At 62.6% G+C, this 25761-nt stretch carries 20 protein-coding genes, 1 tRNA gene and 1 pseudogene; 17 read left to right on the forward strand and 5 right to left on the reverse strand.

The features are described 5' to 3' along the window. Nucleotides 1–94 precede the first annotated feature (94 nt). The 5 genes from AC0Z42_RS23685 (at nt 95) to AC0Z42_RS23705 (ending at nt 5957) form a co-directional block, all read left to right on the forward strand. Nucleotides 95–766 (forward strand): c-type cytochrome, encoded by a 672-nt coding sequence (locus AC0Z42_RS23685; RefSeq protein WP_485470606.1) that lies wholly within the window; start codon nt 95–97, stop codon nt 764–766. A 182-nt stretch (nt 767–948) separates the two neighbouring features. Further along, on the forward strand, nt 949–3054 hold the full coding sequence (locus AC0Z42_RS23690; protein ID WP_485470607.1) for a cytochrome c biogenesis protein ResB: 2106 nt from the start codon (nt 949–951) through the stop codon (nt 3052–3054). A gap of 46 nt (nt 3055–3100) precedes the next feature. Then, complete coding sequence (ccsB, locus tag AC0Z42_RS23695) at nt 3101–4252, forward strand: c-type cytochrome biogenesis protein CcsB (protein WP_485470608.1); 1152 nt, start codon at nt 3101–3103, stop codon at nt 4250–4252. Between the two features lie 85 nt (nt 4253–4337). Next, nucleotides 4338–5315: a protein-methionine-sulfoxide reductase catalytic subunit MsrP gene (gene msrP / locus AC0Z42_RS23700; protein WP_485470609.1), complete on the forward strand. Its 978-nt coding sequence runs from the start codon at nt 4338–4340 to the stop codon at nt 5313–5315. Between the two features lie 12 nt (nt 5316–5327). Then, a complete protein-coding gene (locus tag AC0Z42_RS23705; protein ID WP_485470610.1) occupies nt 5328–5957 on the forward strand; it encodes a protein-methionine-sulfoxide reductase heme-binding subunit MsrQ in 630 nt (209 codons plus the stop codon). Between the two features lies 1 nt (nt 5958). Here AC0Z42_RS23705 and lptM read toward each other — a convergent pair whose 3' ends face one another. Then, nucleotides 5959–6141: an LPS translocon maturation chaperone LptM gene (lptM, locus tag AC0Z42_RS23710; protein WP_485470611.1), complete on the reverse strand. Its 183-nt coding sequence runs from the start codon at nt 6139–6141 to the stop codon at nt 5959–5961. Nucleotides 6142–6181: 40 nt separating this feature from the next. On the opposite strand from lptM, the gene cyaY reads away from it, so the two are divergent. Further along, entirely contained in the window at nt 6182–6511 is a 330-nt protein-coding gene (gene cyaY / locus AC0Z42_RS23715; RefSeq protein ID WP_485470612.1) for an iron donor protein CyaY, read from the forward strand. 115 nt (nt 6512–6626) lie between these two features. Here cyaY and AC0Z42_RS23720 read toward each other — a convergent pair whose 3' ends face one another. After that, complete coding sequence (locus AC0Z42_RS23720; RefSeq protein ID WP_485470613.1) at nt 6627–8972, reverse strand: penicillin-binding protein 1A; 2346 nt, start codon at nt 8970–8972, stop codon at nt 6627–6629. A gap of 270 nt (nt 8973–9242) precedes the next feature. Between AC0Z42_RS23720 and pilM the strand changes: the two genes are divergently transcribed. The 7 genes and pseudogenes from pilM (at nt 9243) to AC0Z42_RS23755 (ending at nt 18111) form a co-directional block, all read left to right on the forward strand. Further along, entirely contained in the window at nt 9243–9869 is a 627-nt protein-coding gene (pilM, locus tag AC0Z42_RS23725) for a type IV pilus biogenesis protein PilM (RefSeq protein ID WP_485470614.1), read from the forward strand. Next, on the forward strand, nt 9866–10474 hold the full coding sequence (locus AC0Z42_RS23730; RefSeq protein WP_485470615.1) for a PilN domain-containing protein: 609 nt from the start codon (nt 9866–9868) through the stop codon (nt 10472–10474). Before pilM ends, AC0Z42_RS23730 begins: the two co-directional genes overlap by 4 nt. A gap of 2 nt (nt 10475–10476) precedes the next feature. Beyond that, nucleotides 10477–11505: a pilus assembly protein PilP gene (locus tag AC0Z42_RS23735; protein ID WP_485470616.1), complete on the forward strand. Its 1029-nt coding sequence runs from the start codon at nt 10477–10479 to the stop codon at nt 11503–11505. A 104-nt stretch (nt 11506–11609) separates the two neighbouring features. Beyond that, nucleotides 11610–12932 (forward strand): annotated as a pseudogene (locus tag AC0Z42_RS23740) (type IV pilus secretin PilQ); the annotation flags it as partial. A gap of 56 nt (nt 12933–12988) precedes the next feature. Further along, nucleotides 12989–15256, forward strand: coding sequence for an Ig-like domain-containing protein (locus AC0Z42_RS23745; RefSeq protein WP_485470617.1), 2268 nt, complete (start codon nt 12989–12991; stop codon nt 15254–15256). A 96-nt stretch (nt 15257–15352) separates the two neighbouring features. Next, a complete protein-coding gene (gene aroKB / locus AC0Z42_RS23750; protein ID WP_485470722.1) occupies nt 15353–16972 on the forward strand; it encodes a bifunctional shikimate kinase/3-dehydroquinate synthase AroKB in 1620 nt (539 codons plus the stop codon). A gap of 2 nt (nt 16973–16974) precedes the next feature. Further along, nucleotides 16975–18111 (forward strand): deoxyguanosinetriphosphate triphosphohydrolase, encoded by a 1137-nt coding sequence (locus tag AC0Z42_RS23755; RefSeq protein ID WP_485470618.1) that lies wholly within the window; start codon nt 16975–16977, stop codon nt 18109–18111. Between the two features lie 2 nt (nt 18112–18113). On the opposite strand, the gene mutY is transcribed toward AC0Z42_RS23755, so the two are convergent. The 3 genes from mutY to mutM are packed head-to-tail and all read right to left on the reverse strand — an operon-like array spanning nt 18114 to nt 22061. Next, on the reverse strand, nt 18114–19277 hold the full coding sequence (gene mutY, locus AC0Z42_RS23760; protein ID WP_485470619.1) for an A/G-specific adenine glycosylase: 1164 nt from the start codon (nt 19275–19277) through the stop codon (nt 18114–18116). Nucleotides 19278–19308: 31 nt separating this feature from the next. Beyond that, a complete protein-coding gene (locus AC0Z42_RS23765) occupies nt 19309–21216 on the reverse strand; it encodes a dynamin family protein (protein ID WP_485470620.1) in 1908 nt (635 codons plus the stop codon). Between the two features lie 11 nt (nt 21217–21227). Then, the gene (mutM, locus tag AC0Z42_RS23770; RefSeq protein WP_485470621.1) at nt 21228–22061 is read right to left on the reverse strand and encodes a bifunctional DNA-formamidopyrimidine glycosylase/DNA-(apurinic or apyrimidinic site) lyase; all 834 of its coding nucleotides are present in this window, start codon (nt 22059–22061) and stop codon (nt 21228–21230) included. A gap of 143 nt (nt 22062–22204) precedes the next feature. On the opposite strand from mutM, the gene AC0Z42_RS23775 reads away from it, so the two are divergent. The 4 genes from AC0Z42_RS23775 to AC0Z42_RS23790 all read left to right on the forward strand — a co-directional run bounded on the left by AC0Z42_RS23775 (nt 22205) and on the right by AC0Z42_RS23790 (nt 25714). After that, nucleotides 22205–23968, forward strand: a complete 1764-nt coding sequence (locus tag AC0Z42_RS23775) for a tetratricopeptide repeat protein (protein WP_485470622.1) — start codon at nt 22205–22207, stop codon at nt 23966–23968. 83 nt (nt 23969–24051) lie between these two features. Continuing rightward, nucleotides 24052–24678, forward strand: a complete 627-nt coding sequence (locus tag AC0Z42_RS23780) for an outer membrane lipoprotein LolB (RefSeq protein ID WP_485470623.1) — start codon at nt 24052–24054, stop codon at nt 24676–24678. Continuing rightward, the gene (gene ispE, locus AC0Z42_RS23785; RefSeq protein WP_485470624.1) at nt 24675–25583 is read left to right on the forward strand and encodes a 4-(cytidine 5'-diphospho)-2-C-methyl-D-erythritol kinase; all 909 of its coding nucleotides are present in this window, start codon (nt 24675–24677) and stop codon (nt 25581–25583) included. Before AC0Z42_RS23780 ends, ispE begins: the two co-directional genes overlap by 4 nt. Nucleotides 25584–25637: 54 nt before the next feature. After that, nucleotides 25638–25714 (forward strand) — tRNA-Gln (locus AC0Z42_RS23790). The last annotated feature ends 47 nt before the right edge of the window (nt 25715–25761 follow it).

The raw sequence follows: 25761 nt of genomic DNA on the forward strand, positions 1-25761 counted from the left end.
AGCAGCGATGCGGCTTGCGGCCCTGAAAATAATGCAAAAATCCCAGGGCGCGGCAATGTCCACCACTAATTTCTCACTGTCTCAGGGTGCCTGAATGAATCGTGCATTTTCACCGTTGTTCAAATCCATGTTGCTCGCTTTGCTGGCCGTATCGGCAACTGTTTCGGCCGCTGAAGCACCGAAAGCCGCTGTCAAAGCCGATGCCAACAAGGGCGCCACCCTGTACGCCGATGGCGACGCCGCACGCGGCTTGCCCGCCTGCGTCTCCTGCCATGGCGCGGCCGGCAATTCGACCATTGCGGTCAATCCCAAGCTGGCCGGCCAGCATGAAAACTATATCTACAAGCAACTGGTGGACTTCACCACGCCGCAGCGCAACCAGCCCGTGATGTCGACTTACGCCAAGATGCTCAGCGATGCCGACAAGAAAAACGTCGCCGCCTACCTGGGCGCGCAACTGGCCAAGCCGGGCGCCGCCAAGAACAAGGACACCATCGAGCTGGGCAAGAAGATTTACCGCGGTGGTATTGCTTCGAAACAAGTCGCGGCCTGTGCCAGCTGTCATGGCGCGGCGGGCAATGGCATTCCCGTGCAATATCCGCGCATTGCCGGCCAGCACCAGGATTACACCGTGGCCCAGCTGACGATGTTCCGCAGCACCAAGGCCGACGCACGCAAGAACAGCGCCGAAATGCATACCATCGCCTCGCGCATGTCGGACGATGAGATCGCTGCCGTAGCCGATTACATTGCCGGCCTCAAATAAGTTTTCATACCGGCAATAACTTGCCGGAGACGACGTTTAAAATGAAAAAGGGCGGCCGTGGCAAGGGCTGCCCTTTTTTATGGCGCCAGCCAAACTGGGTTATGCTGCCGCCTTGCGCAGTGCAACCTTCCCGCCTTTTTTAGATTGCCATCCTGTATGAGTATCAACATGATCGTCCAAGCATGAGTACCAGCACCACCGGAATCGAACTCAAAACGCAGCGCCGCAGCCTGGCCGAATTCGTCGAGCTGATCTCGTCAATGCGCTTTGCCATCAGCCTGCTGACCCTGATCGCGGTGTCGTCCGTGATCGGCACCGTGCTCAAGCAGAACGAGCCGATGCCCAATTACATCAACCAGTTCGGTCCGTTCTGGTTTTCCGTATTCGACAAGCTGAGCCTGTATTCGGTCTATTCGGCCTGGTGGTTTTTGCTGATCATGGGCTTCCTGGTCGCTTCGACCTCGCTGTGCATCGTGCGCAATGCGCCGAAAATGCTCAAGGACATGCGCAGCTGGCGCGAAACCGTGCGTGAACAATCGTTGCGCAATTTCCATCACAAGGCGGAGTGGCAGGCGGCGCTGCCGCGCGGCGTGCTGGCGCAGCAGATGGTGATGCGCCTGAAAGACGCCGGCTACCAGGCCAAGATCGTGGAAAAGGACAACGCCACCCTGGTCGCGGCCAAGCGCGGCGCGGCCAACAAATGGGGCTATATCTTTGCCCACGGCGCCATCGTCATCATCTGCGTCGGCGGCCTGCTCGACTCGGAAATGCCGATCAGGGTGCAGCAATGGTTCTTCGGCAAGAGCCCATTTGCCGGCAGCGGCGTGATTGCCGAGATTCCCGCCCAGCATCGCCTGAGTCTGTCGAATCCTACTTTCCGCGGCAATACCATGATCCCGGAAGGCTCGACCAGCAGCACCGCCATCATTCCGCAAGCCGATGGCGTGCTGATACAGGATCTGCCGATTACCATCCTGCTGAAGAAATTCCATATCGACTTCTATAGCACCGGCATGCCCAAGCTGTTTGCCAGCGACGTGGTGATTACCGACCATGAAACGGGCAAGAGTTTCCCGGCCACCATCAAGGTCAACCAGCCGCTGCTGTACAAGGGCCTGGCCCTGTACCAGTCGAGCTTTGAAGATGGCGGCAGCAAGCTCAAGCTGACCGGTTTCCCGATGGCCGGCAAGACCGACAAACGCTTCGATATCGGCGGCGAAGTGGGCGGCAGCACGCCGCTCGAACGCAGCGACGGCAATTCCTATACGGTCGAATGGTCGGGTTTCCGTCCGTTCAACGTGGAAAACATGAGTTCGGGCCAGGATGTGCGGGCCGTCAGCAAGGCCGAAAGCTTCAATGAAAAATTCGCCGTCGGCCTCGACAAACGCCTGGGTTCCGCCGGCAAGAACGCCAATAACAAGGACCTGAAAAACGTCGGCCCCAGCGTGCTGTACAAGCTGCGCGACAAGACCGGCCAGGCGCGCGAGTACCAGAACTACATGCAGCCGGTGACGGTCGATGGCGTGCTGGTATTTTTGGCCGGCATGCGCGTGAACCCCAGCGACGCCTTCAGCTACCTGCGCATTCCCGCCGACGACAATTACACGGTGAAAGAATGGATGCGCTTGCGCGCCGCGCTGCAAAACGCCGAACTGCGCGAACAGGCCGCTGCCCGCTACGCCCAGCGCGCCATGCCGAACGCCAACGCGGAAGCCCTGCGCGGCCAGCTGCAGGAGTCGGCCGCGAAAAGCCTGGCCATCTTTGCCGGCAATGGGCAGGAGGGCGGTTTCCTGGCCATCTCGCGCTTCCTGGAAAAAGTGCCGAAGGCCGAGCAGGAAAAGGCCGCCGATATCTTCATGAAGATCCTCAACGGCAGCCTGTGGGACTTGTGGCAGGCCGCGCGCGCCAGGGATGGCCTGAGCGCCATCGAGGCCGATGAAAAGCACGGCCGCTTCCTGCAACTGGCCACCAATGCGCTGTCCGACAGCTTCTTCTATGGCGCACCGGTGTATTTGCAGCTTGATGAATTTACCGAAATCAAGGCTTCCGTGCTGCAAGTGACGCGTTCGCCGGGCAAGGGCGTGGTCTACCTGGGCTGCCTGTTCCTGGTGATCGGCGTGTTTTCCATGTTCTATATCCGCGAGCGCCGCCTGTGGGTCTGGATCAAGGATGATGCCAACAACCCTGGCGACAGCACCGCCCTGATGGCCATGAGCACCCAGCGCAAGACCCTGGACTTTGAAAAAGAATTTGAGAACCTGAAGGCAAAATTGCCGCAATCGGCGTAAGCTGCGCCTGAGCTGGCGTCACGCCGTGCAGGCTATGGAGAAAAATATGGAATTGGCAAATAAACAGATTTACACGCAGGAACCGGGCTTTTTCAAACGCCTGGGCCTGGTCGACTGGCTGTACGGCGCTAGCCTGCTGGCCGCCTCGCTGTATGGCCTGGTGCACTTTGGCGCCTTCATGGACATCTATGAAAAAGTCATCTTGCTGGCGGCGGCGCCCACCTTTGCCTGGCTGGGCTGGTATTGGAAGCCGGTGCGCTGGCTGATCCCGGTGGCAGCCGTGCTGGCGCTGTTCGCCATCGAGCTGTACGGTGGCCAGCTGGACATGGCAAACCAGAAATTTTTCCTCAAATATATGCTGTCCAGCCAGTCCGCCATTTTGTGGATGGGTACGCTGTTCGTGCTGTCGACCCTGTTCTACTGGATCGGCCTGGTGGCGCGCTCGGACTTCGGTTCCTCGGTCGGCTCGCTGCTGTGCTGGGCCGGCGTGGTGCTGGGCCTGACCGGCATGCTGGTGCGCTGGTATGAATCGTATCTGATCGGCGCCGACGTGGGCCATATTCCCGTGTCGAATCTGTATGAAGTGTTCATCCTGTTTTCGCTGATCACGGCCATGTTCTACTTGTATTACGAGCAGCACTATGCAACGCGCCAGCTGGGCGCCTTTGTCATGCTGGTGATCACGGCCGCAGTGGTGTTCCTGCTGTGGTACACCGTCACGCGCGACGCGGCCGACATCCAGCCGCTGGTGCCGGCCCTGCAAAGCTGGTGGATGAAGATCCACGTGCCGGCCAACTTCATCGGCTACGGCACATTTTCGCTGTCGGCGATGGTCGCCTCGGCCTACCTGCTCAAGTCGAACGGCTACCTGGTCGACCGCCTGCCATCGCTGGAAGTGCTCGATGACGTGATGTACAAGGCGATTTCCGTCGGCTTCGCTTTCTTTACGGTAGCGACCATTCTCGGCGCGCTGTGGGCGGCCGAGGCGTGGGGCGGCTACTGGTCGTGGGATCCGAAGGAAACCTGGGCCCTGATCGTCTGGCTCAATTATGCGGCCTGGCTGCACATGCGCCTGATGACGGGCCTGCGCGGCAAAGTGGCGGCCTGGTGGGCGCTGGTAGGCCTGCTGGTGACGACGTTTGCTTTCCTGGGCGTCAATATGTTTCTCTCCGGCCTGCATTCTTACGGCAAGCTCTAGGCAATTTTCTACATGACGCAACCGTCATGAACGGCTTCGGAAACTGGTGTAAGGTACAGATAACCACCACTTTTCCGGAGCCGCCATGTTGATCAAGCGCAGTCCCAACGGCATTGAACTGCCGTTTTCATCCGAAATCACGCCGCGCGCCGTGTTCGAAGCGCGCCGCAGCTTTATCAAGCAGGCGGCCATCGGCGCCGTCTCCAGTGCGGCTCTGCTGGAAATGATGAACCGCGAAGCGTTCGCGCAGGGCACCCATCCCAAGCTGGCCGCCAAACTGAATCCCGCCTATTCGGCGCTGGACAAGCAGACCGCCTATAAAGACGCCACCACCTACAACAATTTCTACGAGTTCGGCACCGACAAGGGCGATCCGGCGCAAAACGCGGGCACCTTGCGCACGCGGCCGTGGACGGTCACCATCGAAGGTGAAGTCAAGAAGCCGATGACGCTGGACCTCGATGCGCTGCTGAAACTGGCGCCGCTGGAAGAGCGCGTCTACCGGCTGCGCTGCGTGGAAGGCTGGTCGATGGTGATACCGTGGGTTGGTTATTCCTTCTCCGAGATCATCAAGAAGGTCGAGCCGACCGGCAACGCCAAGTACGTGGAATTCATTTCGCTGGCCGACAACAAGCAGATGCCGGGCGTCGGCAGCCGCGTGCTGCAGTGGCCTTATACCGAAGGCCTGCGCATCGATGAAGCCAATCACCCGCTGGCGCTGCTGACCCTGGGCATGTATGGCGAAACCCTGCCGAACCAGAATGGCGCGCCGGTGCGCATGGTGCTGCCGTGGAAATATGGCTTCAAATCGGCCAAGTCGATCGTCAAGATCCGCTTCATGAAAGACCAGCCGCGGACCTCGTGGAATCTGTCGGCGCCGTCCGAATACGGTTTTTATTCGAACGTGAACCCGAACGTCGACCATCCGCGCTGGTCACAGGCCAGCGAGCGCCGCATCGGCGAAGATGGTTTCCTGGCGCGCAAGCGCAAGACGCTGATGTACAACGGCTATAACGACGTCGCCTCGCTGTATGCCGGCATGGACCTGAAGAAATTCTTTTAAACAAGGCTGGCCATGGCTTTCCAACCAACGTCCCGGCAGCTGTCGCTGATCAAGGCCGTCATCTTCGTGCTGGCGCTGCTGCCGCTCGGCCGCATGGTCTGGCTGACGTATTCTGGCCAGCTGGTCGAGCCGCTGGAATTCATTACGCGCGGCACCGGCGACTGGACCTTGTATTTCCTGTGTATCGGCTTGGCCGTCACGCCAGTGCGGCGCTTGAGCAAGCTGAACTGGCTGCTCAAGCTGCGCCGCATGCTGGGCCTGTTCGCGTTTTTCTACGCGGCGCTGCACTTCACCACTTTCCTGTGGTTCGACCATTTCTTTGATCTGGCGGAAATGTGGAAGGATGTGCTGAAACGCCCGTTCATCACGGTCGGTTTCGTTGCCTTCGTGCTGCTGATACCGCTGGCCGTGACCAGTACCAACGGCATGGTCAAGCGCCTGGGCGGCAAGCGCTGGCAGTGGTTGCACCGGCTGATCTATGTGATCGCGCCGCTGGGCATCCTGCATTACTGGTGGATGAAGGCGGGCAAGAACAACTTTGCCCAGCCCATCCTGTTTGGCAGCATCGTCGCGCTGCTGTTGCTCATTCGTGTCTACTACGCCTGGGACAAGCGCAGCAAGAACGCGCAGGCAGCAAGGTAAATCAGGTCGCCGGCACGATCACCGGCGGTGGTGGCACCAAGGCCGGTTCGACCGGTCCCTTGGCGGGCGCCGGCTTGCCCGATGGCGGCTTGGGCAGGTACAGGGCGCCGGCCTGGCCGCAGCCGGCCAGGACGCTAGAGACCACAATGGCAATGCCGATATAAAACGCTGAGGATGACTTCACGATTAGAATCACGGTTTGATTAAGATCTTTGGAGTGTAGCATGAGCGAATCGGAATTCCTGGCCCTGGCCGAAGCCACCCTGACCCAGATCGAAGCAGCGCTGGACCGGCTCAACGATGAAGACGTGCTCGACGTCGAATGCAGCCGCAGCGGCAATGTGCTGGAAATCGAGTTTATCGACAACGGCACCAAAATCATTGTCAACAGCCAGGCGCCGATGCGTGAAATGTGGGTGGCGGCCCGTTCGGGTGGCTTCCACTACAAGCGTGTGGGCGACGAGTGGCTCAATACGCGCGACGGTTCGGAGCTGTTCGCGGCCTTGTCGACCATGGCGGGCGAGCAGGCCGGCGCGACGGTGGTGCTGAAGTAACGTCAAAACAAGGTAGGTCGGATTAGCGCGGCGAAGCCGCGCGTAATCCGACAACACCGCAGACGTCAACAATATTGTCGGGTTACGGCCTGCGGCCTAACCCGACCTACGAAGTCTAGAAGAGCTCGTTCTTCACGGCTTCCTTGGCTTTTTCTTCCTCCGGCGTGCCGCGCGCTGCGCCTTCCAGGCTGCCCACGCCCGTGCCCGGCGGATTTTCCGCATAGTAGTACTCGTCGCCGACGTGGATCAGGCCTTCCGGTACCGCGCGTTCCTCGACCGGGATGCTTTTGAGCGCCTTGGCCATATAGCTGATCCAGATCGGCAAGGCCAGGCCGCCGCCCGTTTCGCGGTTGCCCAGGTTGCGCGGCTGGTCGTAGCCGATCCAGGCGATGCCCACCAGCTTGGCCTGGTAGCCGGCGAACCAGGCATCGATGGAATCATTGGTGGTACCCGTCTTGCCGGCCAGGTCAGGGCGCTTCAGGGCCATGGCCTTGTTGGCCGTGCCGAAGCGCACCACGTCGTTGAGCATGCTGTTCATCATGAAGGCATTGCGCTCGTCGATCACGCGGTTGGCTTCCTCGCCGGCCTTGTCGGGGTTCGCCTCCGACAAGACCTTGCCGTCGCTGTCGGTGACCTTGGCGATCAGGTAGGGGTTGATCTTGTAGCCGCCATTGGCGAACACGGCGTACGCGCCGGCCATCTGCAGCGGCGTGACATTGCCCGCGCCCAGCGCCAGCGTCAGGTAAGGCGGGTTCTTGTCGGCGTCAAAGCCGAAGCGCGTCGCGTATTCCTGGCCGTACTTGGCGCCGATCTTGTGCAGGATGCGGATTGAAATCATGTTTTTCGATTTCATCAGGCCCTTGCGCATGGTCATCGGACCGTCGTACTTGCTGTCGTAGTTCTTCGGTTCCCACGCCTGGCCGCCCGTCTGGCCCGCGTCGAACGAGATCGGCGCGTCGTTGATGATGGTGGCCGGCGACAGGCCGCGTTCCAGCGAAGCCGAATAGATAAAGGGCTTGAAAGCCGAACCCGGCTGGCGCCACGCCTGCGTCACGTGGTTGAACTTGTTGCGGTTGTAATCGAAGCCGCCGACCATGGCGCGAATCGCCCCGTCGGTGGTGCTGGCCGACACGAACGCCGACTGTACTTCCGGCATCTGCGTCAGTACCCAGCTGTCGCCATCGCGCATGACGCGGATCACGGCGCCACGGCGGATGCGGCGGTTCGGCGCGGCTTTCTCCGACAGCCAGGCCGCGCCGAAGGTCAGGCCGGGGCCGGTAATGCTGATCTCTTCGCCGGCCGACGTCACGGCCTGCAGGGATTTGGGCGAGGCCTGCAGCACCATCGCGCCGATGATGTCGTCGCTGTCAGGGTGGTCGGCCAGTTCCGTTTCGATCGCATCGTCGGCTTCGGCCTTGGTTTTCGGAATCTCGATATACGCTTCCGGGCCACGGTAGCCGTGGCGTTTCTCGTAATCCATCACGCCCTTGCGCAGGGCGATATAGGCGGCGTCCTGGTCGGCCTTGGTAATCGTCGTATACACGTTCAGGCCGCGCGTGTAGGTGTCTTCCTTGAATTGTTCGTAGACCAGCTGGCGCGCCATTTCCGACACATATTCCGCATGCACCCCAAAGGCGCTGCTGTCGGTCTTGACCTTCAGCTCTTCATGCTTGGCTTCCTCGAACTGGGCCGGCGTGATGTAGCCCAGCTGCGCCATGCGCTGCAAAATGTATTGCTGGCGCAGACGGGCGCGTTTCGGGTTGACCACCGGATTGTAGGCCGACGGCGCTTTCGGCAGGCCGGCCAGCATGGCCGCTTCGGCCACCGTCAGGTCGCGGATATTCTTGCCGAAATAGATCTGCGCGGCCGAAGCAAAGCCATAGGCGCGCTGACCCAGGTAGATCTGGTTCATATAGACTTCCAGGATCTGATCCTTGCTGAGATTTTTCTCGATCTTCCAGGCCAGCAGCACTTCATAGGCCTTGCGTTTCAGCGTCTGTTCGCTCGACAGGAAGAAATTGCGCGCCACCTGCTGCGTGATGGTCGAGGCGCCTTGCTTGGCGCCGCCCGTCAGGTTGTGCAGCGCCGCGCGCGTGATGCCCAGGTAATCGACACCGCCGTGTTCATAGAAGCGGTCATCCTCGATGGCCAGCACGGCTTTCTTCATGACATCGGGAATATCCTTGATGTGCACCATATTGCGGCGCTCCTCGCCAAACTCGCCGATCAGCACGCCGTCGCTGGTAAAGATGCGCAGCGGCATCTTCGGCCGGTAATCGGTCAGGGTGTCGAGCGCCGGCAGGTTGGGATACGCCATCGCCAGGCCGAATACCACCAGCAAGACGCCAACCACGGCCGCACCCGCCAGCGATACCAGGGCCATCAGCAAAAAGCGTTTGGGTTTGCCGCCCTTGTTGGGCGGCTTCGGGCCAGCGTTGCCAGCGGAGGTGGAAGATGTCATGCGCGTTATGTCTTTCGGTTAATTTATGCGGGCCAATTATAAGCGAGCTTGCCGGGGTAACGGCGCGCCGGGCGGGCTGCGAAATTCTTGTCGCTACTCTATATAAGCGTCTCTGTGCTGGCTGGCAACAAGGATTTGGTAACAATTGTCCTGCGCCAGATCAGCTTCCCGGCAGATAGGCGCACTGCGCCGCAGACGCAGGCGGGAAAGCGGTTGTCAGCCGGGCCGGGCAGGGACTAGCATTTTGCAGGGGTCATGAGAGGAGCTGCCATGTTTTCCTTTAGCAAACCGGGCTTGCTGGGCATCGATATTGGCGAGCACGCCGTGCGCGTGGTCGAACTTGGGCGGCGCCGCGGCGTCCTGCAACGCCGACATAGCGGCATGGCGGCCCTGCCGCCGGGCGTGATATTTGACGGCAACGTCGACGATGTCGAGGCGCTGGCCGGCCTGCTGCGCCAGGCCTGCCAGGCCAGTGGCAGCGTTTGCTCCCGGGTGGCGCTGGCCATGCCCGCCAGCAGCCTGATCACGCAGGCCGTGCGCCTGCCGGCAGGTTTGCCGGAAGAGCAGCTGGAAATCCTGGTGGAACTGGAAGCGGCGCAATACATGCCCTTCAACGTCGAGGACGCGAGCCTCGATTTCTGCATCATGGGGCCGGCGGCGCCCGTCGGGCCGGACCAGGAAAGCGGCGAACTCGACGTGCTGCTGGTGGCGGCACGGCGTTCCAGCGTGCAGCGCCGGCTCGACGCGGCCACCAGCGCGGGCCTGCAGGTGGTGGTGATGGATAGCGAGGCGCTGGCCTTGCGCGCCGGCACGGCGCATGGCGGCTGGCAAGCCATGCCCGATGGCGCATCCTTCCAGCTGGCCTGGGGGCTGGCCCTGCACGGGTTTGCCCGATGAGTGCGTACGCCAGTGCGGACGCCAGTGCACATGCGCATGCGCCGGCGATGGCATGGATCAACCTGTTGCCGCACCGGCAGGCGGCGCGCCGCCAGCGCGAACACCAGGTGCTGCGCCAGCTGGCCGGCGGCGTGCTGCTGGGCGCGGCGCTGGCCTTGATGGCCGGTATTGCGCTCGGTCTCGCCATCGATGGCCAGGCACGCCAGCAGACCGGCTTGCAGGCGGCCATGCGCGAGCGCGATGCTGCGATCGCGGCCGCACAACTGGCGCAGCGCGAAACGGCCGTGCTGGCCGCGCGCCGGCAGGCGGTCCATCTGCTGCAGGCACAGCGCAATGACGCCGTGATCGTGCTTGACGCGCTGGCCCGCGCCGTGCCCGATGGTGTCATCCTGCACAGCCTGCGCCAGGAAGAAGCTCGCCTGGTGCTGGCGGGCAGGGCGCCGTCGCAGCAGGCCGTCTCGGTGCTGCTGCTGGCGCTGGCGCAGGCCTTGCCGGGCTCCACGCCGCAATTGCAGGAAGTGCGCGCGCCCGCGCCAGTGTCCGCTGGCGGCGTGGAACTGACCGTGCACTGGATCTTGCCGTCCCGCTTGCCGCCAGGAGACTAGCCATGTTTAGCCTGAAACAGATGGCGCTGTGGCCCCGTCATGCACGCTTCGCTTGCGCCGCGCTGCTGGCGGCCTTGCTGCTGGCGCTGGCGTGGCTGGTGCAGCTGGGCGAACTGGTGGCGCGCTGGCAGGCGGCACAGGCGCAAACCGAGGCGATGCGCGCCGCGCACGGCCAGGCGCAGGCCAGGGCCGGGCAACTGCCGCGGCTGCGCGCGCAGCTGAAGGACGTGGCGGCCACGCTGGCCAGCCTGGAACAGCAGTTGCCGCGCCAGCAAGAGATGGCCGCCTTGCTGTCCGATATCAACCAGGCGGGCCTGGCGCGCGGCCTGCAGTTCGAGTTGTTCAAGCCGGGCGTGCCGGCGCCGCAAGCGCATTACGTGGCCATGCCGATCGCTCTCAGGGTGCGCGGCGGCTACCACGCCATCGGCGCTTTCATGGCCGACCTGGCCTATTTGCCGCGCATCGTGACCGTGCATGCGCTGGCCGTGAGTGCCAGCAAGGACGGGCCGCCGACCCTGGACGCGGTGCTGCGCGCCTACCGCCTGCCCGATGCGCAGGAACAGCGGGCCATGGATAACATGAAGCCGGCCAACAAGGCCAGGGCGCTGCCGCGCCTGCGCGTTCCCGTTGTCGCCTTCGCTCCCTTCGTGCCGCGCGACTACAGCGCCAGCGACTTGCCCGATCCGTTTGGCGCCGCCGCCAGGGAACGGCCAGCCACCGCCGGCGTGGCCGCGCCCGATCTGCGCCGCGTGCGCGAACCGCTGGAAAGCGTGGCCTTGAGCAATATGGCGATGGTCGGCAGCCTGCGCCAGCATGGCCGAACGGAAGCCTTGCTGCAGGCCGGGCAGCGCCTGTACCGGGTCACGACCGGCCAGTACCTGGGGCCGGACCATGGCGTGGTGACGGCGATTACCGAGCAAGCCATCGCTTACCGCGAAGTGGCGCAGGACGCCGGCGGCGCCTGGCGCGAACGGCGCGGCAGCCTGGCCCTGCAAGTGGCGGGCGCGGCAGCCACCGAGGCGAAAAAGTGAGGCCGCTGGCCATGTGGCTGATGCTCGCACTGCTCTGGCCGGTGGGCGGCGGCGCGCAGGATGCGCAGGTACCGATGCAGGTGCAGGTGACGGCGCCGCGCCTGTATGCAGGCGAACTCATTTCCATCGATTTCCAGAACGTCTCGGTGCGCGCGGCGCTGCATATGCTGGCCGACGCCTCGGGACAGAACATTATCGCCAGCGACAGCGTGGCCGGCAATGTCACCTTGCGCCTGCGCGAGCTGCCGTGGGACCAGGCGCTCGACGTGCTGCTGCAGGCGAAGGGGCTGGACCTGCGGCGCAATGGCAATGTGCTGTGGATCGCGCCACGCGAGGAAATCCTGGCGCGCGAAAAGCTGGAGCTCGAACAGCGCGCGCAGATCGCCGAACTCGAACCCTTGCAGTCGGCCGTGTTCCAGCTGAACTACCAGAAGGCGGAATCGTTTCGCACCGTGTTCGGCCTCGATGCGGGGGAGGGGCGCAGCCGCGTGCTGTCGCGCCGGGGCAGCGTGCTGATCGAGCCGCGCACCAACCAGCTGTTCGTCAGCGACGTACCGGCGCGTTTGGACCAGATCCGCCTGCTGATCGCCAAAACCGATATCGCCACGCGGCAAGTGCTGATCGAGGCGCGCATCGTCGAGGTCAATGACAGCTTCAGCCGTAACCTGGGCGCGCGCCTGGGCTTTGCCGACCTGCGCCTGGCGCAAGGCGGCCAGGCCGGATTTGCGATTGGCGGCGGCCGGCGCGCCACCGTTGGCGGCACCTATGAAGGCGTGGGCGAGGCGACCGGCCAGGCGGTGGCCGGGGCCGGCGCCTATGTGCCGAACACGCAGTTCGTCAACCTGCCGGCGGCCAGCATCAACGGCCTGCCGCCGGCCAGCTTTGCCCTGAGCCTGTTTTCGGCCGCCGCCAACCGCTTCCTGAACCTGGAACTGTCGGCGCTGGAAGCGGACGGCAAGGGCAAGATCATTTCCAGCCCGCGCGTGGTGACGGCCGACAAGGTGCTGGCGCTGATCGAGCAGGGCATCGAACTGCCCTACCAGGTGGCCACCAGCAGCGGCGCCACCTCGATCACGTTTCGCAAGGCCAATTTGCGCCTGGAAGTGACGCCCCAGATCACGCCGGACGGCAACGTGGTGCTGGAAGTGGACGTCAACAAGGACAGCGTGGGCCAGGAAACGCGCTCCGGTTTTGCCATCGACACCAAGCATGTCAGGACGCAGGTAATGGTCGAGGATGGCGGCACGGTAGTGCTGGGTGGGATTTATCAACAGTCCGAACGCCGTACGCAAAGCAAGGTGCCATTGCTGGGCGACATACCCCTGCTCGGGTTTTTTTTCCGCAGCACAGGCCGCAGTCAAGAAAAAACCGAGTTAATGGTGTTCATAACGCCGAAAATAGTGGCAGAGAGGCCCTCGACGCGGTAAGGTCATATCTTTGCGTTTAAGTAACAATTCATACCTCATGGAACCAAGGGCGGATAATGCGGAATAGAGTCAATAACAAGGGAATGCTCGGCAGGGCATATGAATGGCTGGCGCTGTTGGCGATCAGTACGCTGCTGGCCGCCTGCGGTGGCGGCGGCGGTGATCCGACGATCGGCGGCGGTTCAGGAACTGGCAACGGCGGCACGCCAGCAGTTGCCGCGACACTTAAATTGTCGTTGCTCGGCGCGAGCGGACAAAGCAGCAACGCATTGAGCACCACCGCGCCACTGACCGCCCAGGCACTGGTGCTGGATGCCGGTGGCATGCCAGTGAGCAACGTGCTGGTGGCTTTTACCAGCGATCCGGCACTGGTAACCTTTTCGCCCACCAATGGTTCGGCATTGACCGACGCCAAGGGCATTGCCAGCGTGACCTTGAACGCGTTCAATGGCAGCGTATCGGGCGCCGGTAAAGTGACGGCCAGTACTACGCCGGCCGGCGCCAGTGCCACGCCGATTACCGGTGAGGCCAATTATGTAGTGACGGCAGCCCAGAGCACTGGTGCCAGGATAGCCTTGTCATTGCTGAGCGGTGCTACGCCCAGCAATACGCTGTCGAATGCAACTCCGCTGACTGCCAAAGCCGTGGTCACGGACCTGAGCGGCAAGCCGATCAGTGGTGCGCTGGTGCAGTTTGCAACCAATAACCAGCTTGCCGTCATGTCCTCGTCGACCGGTACTGCGTTGACCGATACGAACGGTACGGCCAGCGTTGTCTTGCGCCCGTTTAGCTTGTCTGCCAGTGGCGCAGCGAGCTTGCAGGTATCGACCACGGCCAATGGCGCCACGGCCAGTGACCAGGTTAATTATGTATTGGGGGCAACTGAGCTAGTTCCGGCCAATATGCAGTTCTCGCCAAATAATATCCCTGCCTATGGCACCACCAATATCACGGTCGATATCATGGCTGGTACCAGCCTGTATACGGCAGCGGGACCGACCGTCGATTTCAGTTCCAACTGCGTGCTTTTGGGCAAGGCCAGCGTGACCAGTAACGTGCCGTCAGTCAACGGCAAGGCCACCGCCGTCTATCGTGACCTGGGTTGCAATCGTAGCGGCGATAGAGTCAATGCAACTGTGACGGGCAGCGATATAACGTTTCATCAGACAATGGGCGTCGGCACGTTGTCCCCGGCTTCGGTACAGTTTTCCGCTGTCAGTCCAGCCAACAAGTCAATTGTGATCCGCGGGCAAGGAGGCTTGCTGCGCACGGAAACGGCTACGCTGACGTTCCGCGTATTTGATAATTTTGGCAAGGCATTGCCTGGACAGAATGTCAGTTTCGCTCTGGTGAATGGCACTGGCATGATGCTCAACAAGAAAACTGATACGACCGATGCCAATGGTGAAGTCATTACCACCGTCAATTCCGGTAATGTACCAACCACGTTTCGCGTTCAGGCCAGCCTGGATTCAGGCGTGTCAACCTTGTCCGATTCCATGCTGGTGACTACTGGTTTGCCGGTGCAGACAGCGTTCTCGCTCAGCGTGGACAGTCCGAATGTGGAAGGCTGGTCGTATGACAGCGGCGTCAACAATCCTGCAACCAAGGTCAGGGTATTGTTCGCAGATCAAGCCGGTAATCCGATTCCCGATGGCACTCCTGTAGCATTCCAGACCACGCTTGGCGCCATCGGTTCGTCGGACATGGGTGGTTGCATCACCATGAATGGCGGCTGTTCGGTGGACTTCCGCGCGCAGGAGCCACGCAAGGTGCCCAGTACAGCCGTGACGCCGTGCGGTAGCGAAGCGCGCTTCAGGCCGGGCATGGCGGTGATCTGTGCCAGCACCACCGACGGCAGCAACACGCTGTTTAAAAAAATCGCGATCTTTTTGAGCGGTAGCCGTGTCAGCAACGCAACCCTGTTTTATCAAAGCGAGACCAAGCGGCTCAGTGACAGCAACTACGACCTGGGAGAAATTTCTGCGTCCCGTGCGCTCCAGTTCAGCGTGCAGTTCAGCGATGAGAACAGCAATCCCTTGCCTTCCGGCTCGACCGTCACGATTGCCAACATGATCAATGGCACCGGCTCGATTGCGCCGAACAGCATACAAAATGTCTTTCCGCACAACTTGGCTGGCGTCGATGATCGTGAAGGAGGCAATGTGCAAGGTGACCAGGGAACCCGGCATGCCGTTACAATTAACAGTCTGACCCCGACCACCTGTGAAAAGGCGGTGGACAGCACCTTTAGCGTCACGGTGACGACGCCAATCGGCAATGTCACCAGTTTTCCGTTTAAACTGCGCTTCACCTGTCCTTGACGCAGGAAAGGCGCCGTCGGTGCGGCGCCTGTTATTTTGTGATTGATATGAAAAGTGGCTGAAATCTCCAACCGTAACATCTTCCTTGTCGGCCTGATGGGCGCAGGCAAAACCACGATCGGGCGCATCCTGGCCCGCAAGCTGGGCTTGCGCTTTATCGATTCCGACCACGAGATCGAAGCCCGTACCGGGGCGTCGATTCCGTTGATCTTTGAAATCGAGGGAGAGCCGAGCTTTCGCCGGCGCGAAGCGGAGGTGATACGCGACCTGTGCGCGCAGGAAGGGCTGGTGATGGCCACCGGTGGCGGCGCCGTGATCAATGCGGAAAGCCGCGCTTTTCTGAAAGAACGCGGCACGGTGATCTACCTGCGTGCCAGCGTCAGCAATATCCTGGCGCGCACCAGCCACGACAAGAACCGCCCGCTGCTGCAAACGGCCGATCCGCGCAAGACGCTGGAAAACCTGACAGCGCAGCGCGAACCGCATTACCTGGAAGTGGCCGACATAGTCATCGATACCGGCCGTCCTAACGTACAATCGATGGTCCAGACTATCCTGATGCAGCTGGCCAGCCTCGAATGCGAGGCCTCGCCCAACTGTGTCATTCACGCAGAGCCTTCGATGAACGAGCAATCCAAAATGTTGTTGAGCGTAGACCTCGACGAACGCAGCTACCCTATCGCCATCGGCCCCGGCCTGTTGGCCGACGCCGACGCGCTGCTGCGCCATATCAGCGGCCACAAGGTGGCCATCGTCACCAATACCACCGTCGCTCCGCTGTACCTGGGCCGCCTGCAGGCGGCGCTGGCCAGCGATGGCCGCGAAGTGATCAGCATCGTGCTGCCGGACGGCGAAGAGTATAAAAACTGGGCCAGCCTGATGCAGATCTTCGACGCGCTGCTGGCCAACAAATGCGACCGCAAGACCACCCTGGTGGCGCTGGGCGGCGGCGTGATCGGCGACCTGACCGGCTATGCGGCCGCCAGCTACATGCGCGGCATCGGCTTCGTGCAGGTGCCCACTACCTTGCTGGCGCAGGTCGACTCCTCGGTCGGCGGCAAGACCGGCATCAACCACCCGCTGGGCAAGAACATGATCGGCGCGTTCTACCAGCCGCGCGCCGTGATCGCCGACACCTCGACCCTGGAAACGCTGCCGGCGCGCGAGTTGTCGGCCGGCCTGGCCGAAGTGATCAAGCATGGCGCCATCATCGATGCGGCCTTCTTTGACTGGATCGAAGCGAACATGGGCAAGCTGATGGCGCGCGACAAGGGCGCGCTGGCGTATGCGATCGCCCGCTCCTGCGAGATCAAGGCCGACGTGGTGCGCCAGGATGAACGCGAAGGCGGCCTGCGCGCCATCCTGAACTTTGGCCATACCTTCGGCCACGCCATCGAGGCGGGCATGGGCTACGGCCAGTGGCTGCACGGCGAAGCCGTCGGCTGCGGCATGGTGATGGCGGCCGACCTGTCGTGCCGCATGGGTTATATCGACGAAGCGGCGGTAGAACGCGTGCGCAAGCTTGTCGCCGCGGCCGGTCTGCCCATCAAGGCGCCGGACCTGGGCGTGGCGCGCTGGCTCGAACTGATGGAAGTGGACAAGAAGAACGAGGGCGGCGCCATCAAGTTCATCCTGTTGAAACCGCTGGGCAGCCCGTGCATCACGGCCGCCCCCCACGAACTGGTGCTGGCCACGCTGGCAGCTGGAGTAGCCTGACCATGACGCCTGAAGACTTCCTTGCTCCGTACGCCGCCCATTCGGCACAGGGGCAGGGGCGTCGCCATGCCGAGGCGCCGCACGCCTCGCGCAGCCAGTTCCAGCGCGACCGCGACCGCATCATCCATTCCTCGGCGTTTCGCCGCCTCGAATACAAGACCCAGGTGTTCCTCAACCACGAGGGCGACCTGTTTCGCACGCGGCTGACGCACAGCCTGGAAGTGGCGCAGATCGGCCGCTCGATCGCGCGCAACCTGCGCCTGAACGAAGACCTGGTCGAAGCCATCGCGCTGGCGCACGACTTGGGCCACACGCCGTTCGGCCACGTGGGCCAGGACGTGCTCAATGAATGCATGCTGGAGCACGGCGGTTTTGAACACAATCTGCAAAGCCTGCGCGTGGTCGACACGCTGGAAGAGCATTACGGCGCCTTCGATGGCCTGAACCTGATGTTCGAAACGCGCGAAGGTATCCTGAAACACTGTTCGCTGGCGCATGCGCGCGAACTGGGGCCGGTGGCGCAGCGTTTTATCGACCGCACCCAGCCGACGCTGGAAGCGCAGCTGACCAACCTGGCCGACGAAATCGCCTACAACAGCCACGATATCGACGACGGCCTGCGCTCGGGCCTGATCACCATCGAGCAGTTGGAACAGGTGGAATTCTTTGGCCGTTTGTGGCGCGAAGTGCAGGCCGTTTATCCGGGATTGTCGGGCCGGCGCGCCATCTATGAAACCCTGCGCCGCCTGATCACGGCGCTGGCCGACGACCTGATCGCCACCTCGACCCAACTGATCGCCGACGCGGCGCCGCGCGACGTCAATGAAGTGCGCGCCAGCGCGCCGCTGATCCGTTTTTCGGACGCCATGCGTGCCGACGCCACGGAACTGAAGCGCTTCTTGCGCGTCAACCTGTACCGCCACTACCAGGTCAACCGCATGCGCGTGAAAGCGAGCCGCATCGTGCGCGAGCTGTACGACAGCTTTATGGCCGAGCCGGCGCTGCTGCCGCCCGACTACCAGCTGAAAGACGGCAGCGCGACAGAACAGGCGCGCAAGATCGCCGACTATATCGCCGGCATGACGGACCGCTATGCGATCCGCGAGCACCGGCGCCTGTATTCGCTCGACGAGCTGTAGCCTCAGAACATGCTGCGCTGTGCCGCGCGCGCGTCGCCGAACAGGTCCAGCAGCAGTTTCTTGATCGGCGCCGGCAGCGGTGCATCGGCCACCTTGTCGCCGTCGAGCCAGACGTAGCCCGCTTCCGCCGCCATCTGATGGCGGCGCGACAAGGTGAGGCGACAGGGCACGATATGCAGCTTGTAGTGGGTAAACACATGCACGATCGGCAGCAGCAACTCCTGCGTCTCGATCTCGCCGAACGGCGCCACCGCACGTGTCAAGGCCGGCTGGTCGATCAGACGTGGCAACTCGCCATCGAGCAGTACATGGCCATCGAGTTCCGGCAAGGAGAGCAGGCCGCCCCAGATGCCTGCGCCGGGGCGCTGCTGCAGCAGCACCTGGCCGTTGTCGACGACAACCAGCATCACGGCGTGTTTTTCAGGGCTGGTCTTTTTCGGCTTGCGCACCGGTAGCTCCTTGGTGCGGCCGGTGGCGTACGCCACGCAGCGTGGTTGCAAGGGGCAGCGGCCGCAATCGGGGCTGCTGCGCGTGCACAGGGTGGCGCCCAGGTCCATCAGGCCTTGCGTGTAGCTCTCGATGCCGGTCTCGGGGAGCAGCGCTTCGGCGCGCCGCCACATGGCTTCCTCGACCTTTTTTTCGCCCGGGTACGCGTCGATGCCGAACACGCGCGCGAACACGCGCTTGACGTTGCCGTCCATGATGGCCGCCCGCGTGCCGCTGGAAAAAGCCGAGATGGCGGCCGCCGTCGAGCGGCCAATGCCGGGCAGGTCGGCCAGCAGCAGCGGATCGCTGGGAAACACGCCGTCGTACTCCATCACCACGCGCTGCGCGCACTTGTGCAGGTTGCGTGCGCGCGTGTAGTAGCCCAGGCCACTCCACTGCGCCATCACGTCTTCCACCGGCGCTTCCGCGAGCGAACGCAGGGTCGGGAAGCGCGCCAGGAAACGCGCGTAGTAGGCCAGCACGGCTGCCACCTGGGTTTGCTGCAGCATGATTTCGGACAGCCAGATCAGGTAGGCGTCGCGCGTGTTTTGCCATGGCAGCGCATGGCGGCCATGCTGTTTTTGCCAGGCGATGACGGTGGCGGAAAAAGTGGGATCAACATAGTTCTCAAGCGATGCCGCGCCCGTTTCGGGCGACAGCGGATGCAGCAGACGTTTCATGCAGGGTTCCGGTAGATGTTCGGTTCAGTAGTCAGGTGGCGATGGCCGCGCGCAGCGCTGCGGCCAGTTGCGCCAGTTGCGCCTTGTCGCGCTCCAGCGCGGCCAGCGATGCTTCGAAGCCGGCGATTTTCTGCTCCAGGCTGTCGGTGGCGTCATGGATGCGCTGGATCGAGGCCAGGCGCAGTTTCAGGTGTTCCTTGTATTCGACGATCTGCGCTTCGAGCGGCGCCATGATCACTTTCAGCCAGGCGCTGGCGTCGTCATTGGCGGCGGTGAAGCTGCGCCGCACGCGCGAGGCGATGGTATCGAAGAATTTTTCCATCAGCACCACGCGGCTGGTGGTGAGCAGGGTGGCCGTGCCGAACTGCTTGTGATACACCGCTTCGATCGCATCGATCTCCTGGCGGTAGCGCGCCAGCGAAAACGGCATCGGCATCGCCAGCGCCAGGCCATGTTCGGTGGCGAAGCGGCGGTACATCACCTGCATCATTTCGGTAATCTCGTTTGTTTTGCGTTCGGAGCGGTCGAGGTTCTGGCCGATGCGTTCAAAATACTGGCGCATGGCGTCGCGCAGGCCCGTGAAAAAGCGGCTGCGCTGCATCGCCAGGCGCACCGCGTCGATATCGTCGCGCACGATCTCCATGCCCAGGCTGGTGTACAGCTCGGTCGACAAACGGGTAAACACGGCCCTTGTCGCCTGCAGCTTGAACAGGCTGCTGTCGAATTCCTTTTTCTCGATATCGATGCGGCGCATCATGTGCGCGATCACGCTCTGGTTCTTGCCACGCAGGCTGTGCAGCTCGTGCAGCTGCTCGGCGATGCCGCGCGCGCGCGCGCCGTATTGCACCTGCTGCGCGGCGAGGATCGCCTCAAGGTCGAAGTCCAGCTGGCGCCGGATGATGCTTTTCCGGGCCGGGATCAGCTCATTGAACAGCGCCGCTTCCAGCGGCAGCAAGCGGCTTTTTTCCAGCAGCGCGTCGTCGTGGTTGATCTTGCCCACCAGCGCCTTTTGCGCCGAGACGGGAAACACCTGGCCCGCATCGAGCGCCAGCAGGTGCGCCACGCTGGCCTGCTGGCGCTCGATGGCCTGCGCCACTTCCACTTCGCCACGCAGCTCGTCCCACATGCTGTCGATTTTATTGAGCACCACCAGCCGGCCGCTGCCCCCATCGGCGCCGATATGGTTGCGCCACACTTCGATATCGCTGCGCGTAACGCCGGTGTCGGCCGCCAGGATGAACAGCACCGCGTGCGCGTTCGGTATCAGGTTCAGGGTCAGTTCCGGTTCGGTGCCGATTGCGTTCAGGCCGGGCGTGTCGAGTATCACCAGGCCCTGTTTCAACAATGGGTGCGGGAAGTTGATGATGGCGTGGCGCCACATCGAAATTTCCACCAGGCCGTCTTCATCGAGCATGGCCTGCGCATCGGCGTCGTCGGCGTCATACAGGCCGTAGCGCGCCGCTTCGTCCACGCTGACCTTGCGTGTCAGGCTCACCTGGCGGATCGCGTCCTGCATGTCGCCGCCGGCGTCCAGGTTCAGCGGCAGCACCGTCCAGGCGCCGGGCAGCTCGCGGTAGTCGCTGGTCGACAGGTTCTGCGCCCGCGTTTCGATCGGCAGCAGGCGGATGGCCGGCTCCCAAGCAGGATCGTACAGCAGCTCGGTCGGGCACATGGTGGTGCGGCCCGCGCCCGAGGGCAGGATGCGCTGGCCATAGTCGGCAAAGAAGATGGCGTTGATCAGTTCGGATTTGCCGCGCGAAAATTCCGCCACGAAGGCGACCGACAGGCGGTCGTCCGCCAGGCGCGACAGGCAGCGCGCCAGGCGCAGCGCCGAGGCGCCGTCGACCAGGCCGGCCGTTTGCGCCGCCTGCTGGTAGCTGCGCAAGGCGGCCAGCACGTCCTGGCGCCAGGCGCCGTATTGTTCCAGGTCCCTCACCATGTGCATATCCCTTATTTTTGACAGTTCACGCAATAAAACGTGGAACGCTGTCCCTGCACGATTTGCCGGATCGGCGCGCCGCACACGCGGCAGGGCTTGCCGGTCCGGTTATAGGTGAAATACGTTTGCTGGAAATAGCCTGACTGGCCGTTCACGTTCAGAAAGTCGCGCAAGGTGCTGCCGCCCTGGATAATCGCTTCGGCCAGCACGTCGCGGATCGCCTGCGCCAGCTTTTCGTAGCGCGCCAGGCCAATGCGCCTGGCCGGCGTCTTCGGGTTGATGCCAGCACGAAACAGGCTTTCGGAACAATAGATATTGCCCACGCCGACCACGATATCGCCGGCCAGCAGCACCTGCTTGATATTGGTGTTGCGGTTGCGTGTCTTTTCAAACAGCAGCTGGCCCGTGAAGGCCCCTTCGAGCGGCTCGACACCGAGGCCGCGCAGCAGCACGTGGGTGTCGAGCGGGCCATCGGCCAGGTCGTGCCACAGCACGGCGCCAAAGCGGCGCGGGTCGGTCAGGCGCAGTATCTGTTCGCCATCGTCGCCCGAGACCACCAGGTCGAAATGGTCGTGCTTGAGCGCTTCGGTGCCAGGCGGCAGCACGCGCAGGTGGCCCGACATGCCCAGGTGGATGATCAGGGTGCCATGCTGGAAATGGATCAGCAGGTATTTGCCGCGCCGGCCGGTCAGGCCGATGGTCTGGCCCGACAGCTGTTCACCGAGGGCGGCGGGGAAGGGCCAACGCAGGCCGTCGCGGCGCAGCACCACCGCGCGCACGGCGCGCCCTTCGATATGGGGCGCAACACCGCGCCGCGTGACTTCGACTTCTGGCAATTCTGGCATAGGACTCGCTGATGAAAACGGATGGGCAGGCTGGCCGATGGCATGCCCGCTTGCTGCTTGAATATATTTCGTTACATGCGTGAAGTACGCAAAGCACGGGTTGGGCGTAGAATCAAACTTTGCCGTTCAGCCAGGATCAGCCTTTGAAAAACGCTTTCGCCATTGTAACCTTGTCCGCCCTGATGGCTACGCATGCCATGGCGCAAACGTCCACCGCCCCCATGGACGCCCCGGCCAGCCCGGCTGCGGCCAGTCCCGACGCTCCTGATGGCAAGCCGAATGCCCTGCCCAATGTCGACCTGAACAGCGAACTGCTGTACAAGCTGACAAAGGCCGAAATGGAATTCAAGAACGGCCAGTGGCAGGGGCCGTACGTGACCATGATGATGGCGGCCCAGCAGACGCGCGATCCGCGCCTGGCGCGCCGCGCGTCCGAAATGGCGCTGGCGGCCAAGCAGGGCGGCGAAGCGCTGGCGGCCATCCGCTTGTGGCGCGACCTGGCGCCGGAATCCGACGAGGCCACCCAGTTCTTCCTCGGTTTCGTGGTGCTGACCGACAAGATTGAGGAAGCCGAGCCGATTTTTGCCCAGCGCATCGAAGCGGCGCCGCCCGGATCGCGCGGCGTGGCCCTGTTCCAGACGCAGCAAATCTTGTCCCGCGCCAACGACAAACTGTATGCCTATTCCATGCTGGTGCGCCTGGTGGAACCGTACCATGACCTGTTCGAAGCGCACCTGGTGCTGTCGCAGGGCGCGCTGTCGATCGGCGAGCGCGAACGCGCGATTGCCGAAGCCAATAAAGCCCTGCAGATGAAGCCGGCCTCCGAGCTGGCCGTGCTGACCCTGGCGCAAGTGACGGGCGAGCCGCAGGCGGCCAACAAGGTGCTGTCTGACTTCCTCGCCAAAAACCCCGATGCGGTCGAAGTGCGCGCCGCCTATGCGCGCTTGCTGGTCGAGCAGAAGCAGCTCGAAGCGGCGCGCACGCAGTTCCTGGCGCTGCTCAAGAGCCAGCCCGACAATGTGGCCGGCCTGTATGCGCTGGGCATCGTGTCCCTGCAGCTGGAAGACGCCAAGGGCGCCGAACAATATTTCAAGCGTTTCCTGGCCGTGCTCGACAAGAACCCGGGCGACGCGCGCGATCCGTTCAAGGCACTGATGATACTGTCGCAGATCGCCGAGTCGCGCGGCGACATTCCTGGTGCCATCGCCTGGCTGGACAAGGTCGACAGCAATGCGTCCGCTGGCTACCTGGACGCCCGCTTGCGCCGCGCGCAGCTGATGGCGCGCAGCGGCAATCTCGACGGCGCGCGCAAGACCCTGGCCGAAACGCAGGTCGACGACCCTGCCGCCCAGGGCCAGATCCTGCTGGTCGATGCGCAACTGCTGCGCGACGCCGGCTATGTGCAAAGCGCCTACACGGTGCTGGAAAACGCCCTGGTGCGCTTCCCCGACAATCCCGAACTGCTGTACGACTACGCCTTGCTGGCTGAGCGCCTCGACAAGCTCGACCAGATGGAAGCGAGCTTGCGCCGCGTGATGCAGATCGCGCCCGACAACCAGCATGCCTACAATGCGCTGGGCTACTCGCTGGCCGAACGCAATATCCGCCTGCCCGAAGCGCTGGCGTTGATCGAGCGCGCGCTGCAGATGGCGCCGGGCGACCCGTTCATCATGGACAGCATGGGCTGGGTACAGTTCCGCATGGGTAATTTGCCGGCCGCCGAAGACGCGCTGCGCCGCGCCTACGCCGTACGCCCCGACCCGGAAATCGCCGTGCACCTGGGCGAAGTGCTGTGGCAGAAGGGCGACAAGGATGGCGCGCAACAGCTGTGGCGCGAAGCGAATACCAAGGATCCGAAAAACGATGCGCTGAAAAGTACCTTGGCGCGGTTGAATGTCAGTTTGTAATTTAAACCCCAAGGCAGGGACCGGGGTCGGACCCTGAGGGTCCGACCCCGGCTTTTGCACTTGGGGTGATTTCTAAAGCTCCCATGACAAAAAACCTCATCCCCCTCACAGCCCTCTGCCTGGCCCTCTCCGCCTGCACCACGCTCCCATTCACCTCCGGCCAGCCGCCCTCGTCGCACACCGTCGCCGCCTACCGCGAGCAGATCGACCTGGCCGGCCGCCTGAACGTGGTGTACCAGAAAAATGACAAGCCCGAATCGGCCACCGTCAATTTCACCTGGCAGCAAACGCCCCAGCGCACCGATGTGACCCTGTTTTCGCCGGTCGGCAGCACCCTGGCGACGATTGCCGTCACGCCGCAGGAAGCGATCTTGACGCAAAGCGGCAAGCCGCCACGCAGCGCGCCGGACATCGATACGCTCAGCGCGCGCCTACTGGGCTGGTCGCTGCCCGTGTCTGGCCTGCGCGACTGGCTGCAAGGCCATGCGACCGGCGCCGACGGCAAGCGTTTTATTGCCTCGCCGCAAAATGACAGCGTGACAACCAGGGATGGCTGGCGCCTTCGCTATGTCTCGTGGCAAGATGCGGCCACTCCCGATGCGGTACCGCAGCCGCGCCGCATCGATGCCGAACGCAATGCCAGCGCCCAGGCCGACGCCGTCTCGCTGCGCATCGTGCTCGATCCTGTTCCTGCCACCACCGCACCATGACATTGACCACACTGAACAATTGCCCGGCGCCTGCCAAGCTCAATCTTTTCCTGCACGTTAACGGCCGCCGTGCCGACGGCTACCATCTGCTGCAAACCGTCTTCCAGCTGGTTGACCATGGCGACACCTTGCACTTTGCATTGCGCGACGATGACCTGATCTTGCGCGTGACCGACCTGCCGGGCGTGCCGCAAGAGCAGGACCTGATCATCCGCGCCGCAAAGCTGCTGCAGGCCGAAGTGCTGCGCCGCACGGGTAGCTTGCCGCGCGGCGTCGATATCGCCATCGACAAGGTGCTGCCGATGGGGGGCGGCCTCGGTGGAGGTTCATCCGACGCGGCCACTACCTTGATGGCGTTGAACACCTTGTGGCAGGGCGGTTTGAGCCGCGAAGAGCTGATGGCGCTGGGCCTGCCGCTGGGCGCCGACATTCCGTTTTTTATCTTTGGCGAGAACGCCTTTGCCGAAGGCGTGGGCGAGGAAATGCAGGCGGTCGCGACGCCTGCATGCTGGTATGTGGTGATCGAGCCGGGCGTGCAAGTACCCACCGCTGCAATTTTTTGCGCGGAAGGCTTGACGAGGGATACCGAAGCCGTCACAATAGCGGACTTTTCCAGGCACCTCGCAGAAAGCAGCAGCGCGAACGGGTTTGGAAAGAATGACTTACAGCAAGTAGCATGCAGTCTTTTCAAGCCGGTAGCAGATGCGGTAGAATGGCTGGGTGCTTACGGTGAGGCCAGGATGACTGGTTCCGGTGCTTGTGTGTTTGGCGCGTTTTCCACTGAGGAAGAAGCAGATGCAGTGCTCAGCAATGTGCCTGTCGTCTGGTCGGCCTGGAAGGCAAAAGCGTTAAGCCACCATCCGCTGCTCACGATGTTGCAAGTAGCAAAAAAAGATTTTGCTTAGCTTCAAAAAGTCGGTATAATACCGGCCAACATGACAGCAAGCAGTCAGTTGCGTAGGGGAGTCGCCAAGTTGGTTAAGGCACTGGATTTTGATTCCAGCATGCGAAGGTTCGAATCCTTCTTCCCCTGCCACCCGTTTCACCGTAGTCTGTCGATGCGAAGTTGGCGTCCAGTACGGG

Source organism: Janthinobacterium sp. 1L-D-8-B-C4 (assembly GCF_057291295.1).

Excerpts from the sequence above, each read along its gene's own strand:
- aroKB (WP_485470722.1), top strand. The coding sequence starts at position 15,353 with ATGGGCGCAGGCAAAACCACGATCGGGCGCATCCTGGCCCGCAAGCTG.
- AC0Z42_RS23730 (WP_485470615.1), top strand. The coding sequence starts at position 9,866 with ATGAGTGCGTACGCCAGTGCGGACGCCAGTGCACATGCGCATGCGCCG.
- AC0Z42_RS23705 (WP_485470610.1), top strand. The coding sequence starts at position 5,328 with ATGGCTTTCCAACCAACGTCCCGGCAGCTGTCGCTGATCAAGGCCGTC.
- AC0Z42_RS23690 (WP_485470607.1), top strand. The coding sequence starts at position 949 with ATGAGTACCAGCACCACCGGAATCGAACTCAAAACGCAGCGCCGCAGC.
- ispE (WP_485470624.1), top strand. The coding sequence starts at position 24,675 with ATGACATTGACCACACTGAACAATTGCCCGGCGCCTGCCAAGCTCAAT.
- msrP (WP_485470609.1), top strand. The coding sequence starts at position 4,338 with ATGTTGATCAAGCGCAGTCCCAACGGCATTGAACTGCCGTTTTCATCC.
- cyaY (WP_485470612.1), top strand. The coding sequence starts at position 6,182 with ATGAGCGAATCGGAATTCCTGGCCCTGGCCGAAGCCACCCTGACCCAG.
- mutM (WP_485470621.1), bottom strand. The coding sequence starts at position 22,061 with ATGCCAGAATTGCCAGAAGTCGAAGTCACGCGGCGCGGTGTTGCGCCC.
- AC0Z42_RS23735 (WP_485470616.1), top strand. The coding sequence starts at position 10,477 with ATGTTTAGCCTGAAACAGATGGCGCTGTGGCCCCGTCATGCACGCTTC.
- AC0Z42_RS23755 (WP_485470618.1), top strand. The coding sequence starts at position 16,975 with ATGACGCCTGAAGACTTCCTTGCTCCGTACGCCGCCCATTCGGCACAG.
- AC0Z42_RS23685 (WP_485470606.1), top strand. The coding sequence starts at position 95 with ATGAATCGTGCATTTTCACCGTTGTTCAAATCCATGTTGCTCGCTTTG.
- AC0Z42_RS23720 (WP_485470613.1), bottom strand. The coding sequence starts at position 8,972 with ATGACATCTTCCACCTCCGCTGGCAACGCTGGCCCGAAGCCGCCCAAC.
- AC0Z42_RS23765 (WP_485470620.1), bottom strand. The coding sequence starts at position 21,216 with ATGGTGAGGGACCTGGAACAATACGGCGCCTGGCGCCAGGACGTGCTG.
- mutY (WP_485470619.1), bottom strand. The coding sequence starts at position 19,277 with ATGAAACGTCTGCTGCATCCGCTGTCGCCCGAAACGGGCGCGGCATCG.
- AC0Z42_RS23780 (WP_485470623.1), top strand. The coding sequence starts at position 24,052 with ATGACAAAAAACCTCATCCCCCTCACAGCCCTCTGCCTGGCCCTCTCC.
- pilM (WP_485470614.1), top strand. The coding sequence starts at position 9,243 with ATGTTTTCCTTTAGCAAACCGGGCTTGCTGGGCATCGATATTGGCGAG.
- AC0Z42_RS23745 (WP_485470617.1), top strand. The coding sequence starts at position 12,989 with ATGCGGAATAGAGTCAATAACAAGGGAATGCTCGGCAGGGCATATGAA.
- ccsB (WP_485470608.1), top strand. The coding sequence starts at position 3,101 with ATGGAATTGGCAAATAAACAGATTTACACGCAGGAACCGGGCTTTTTC.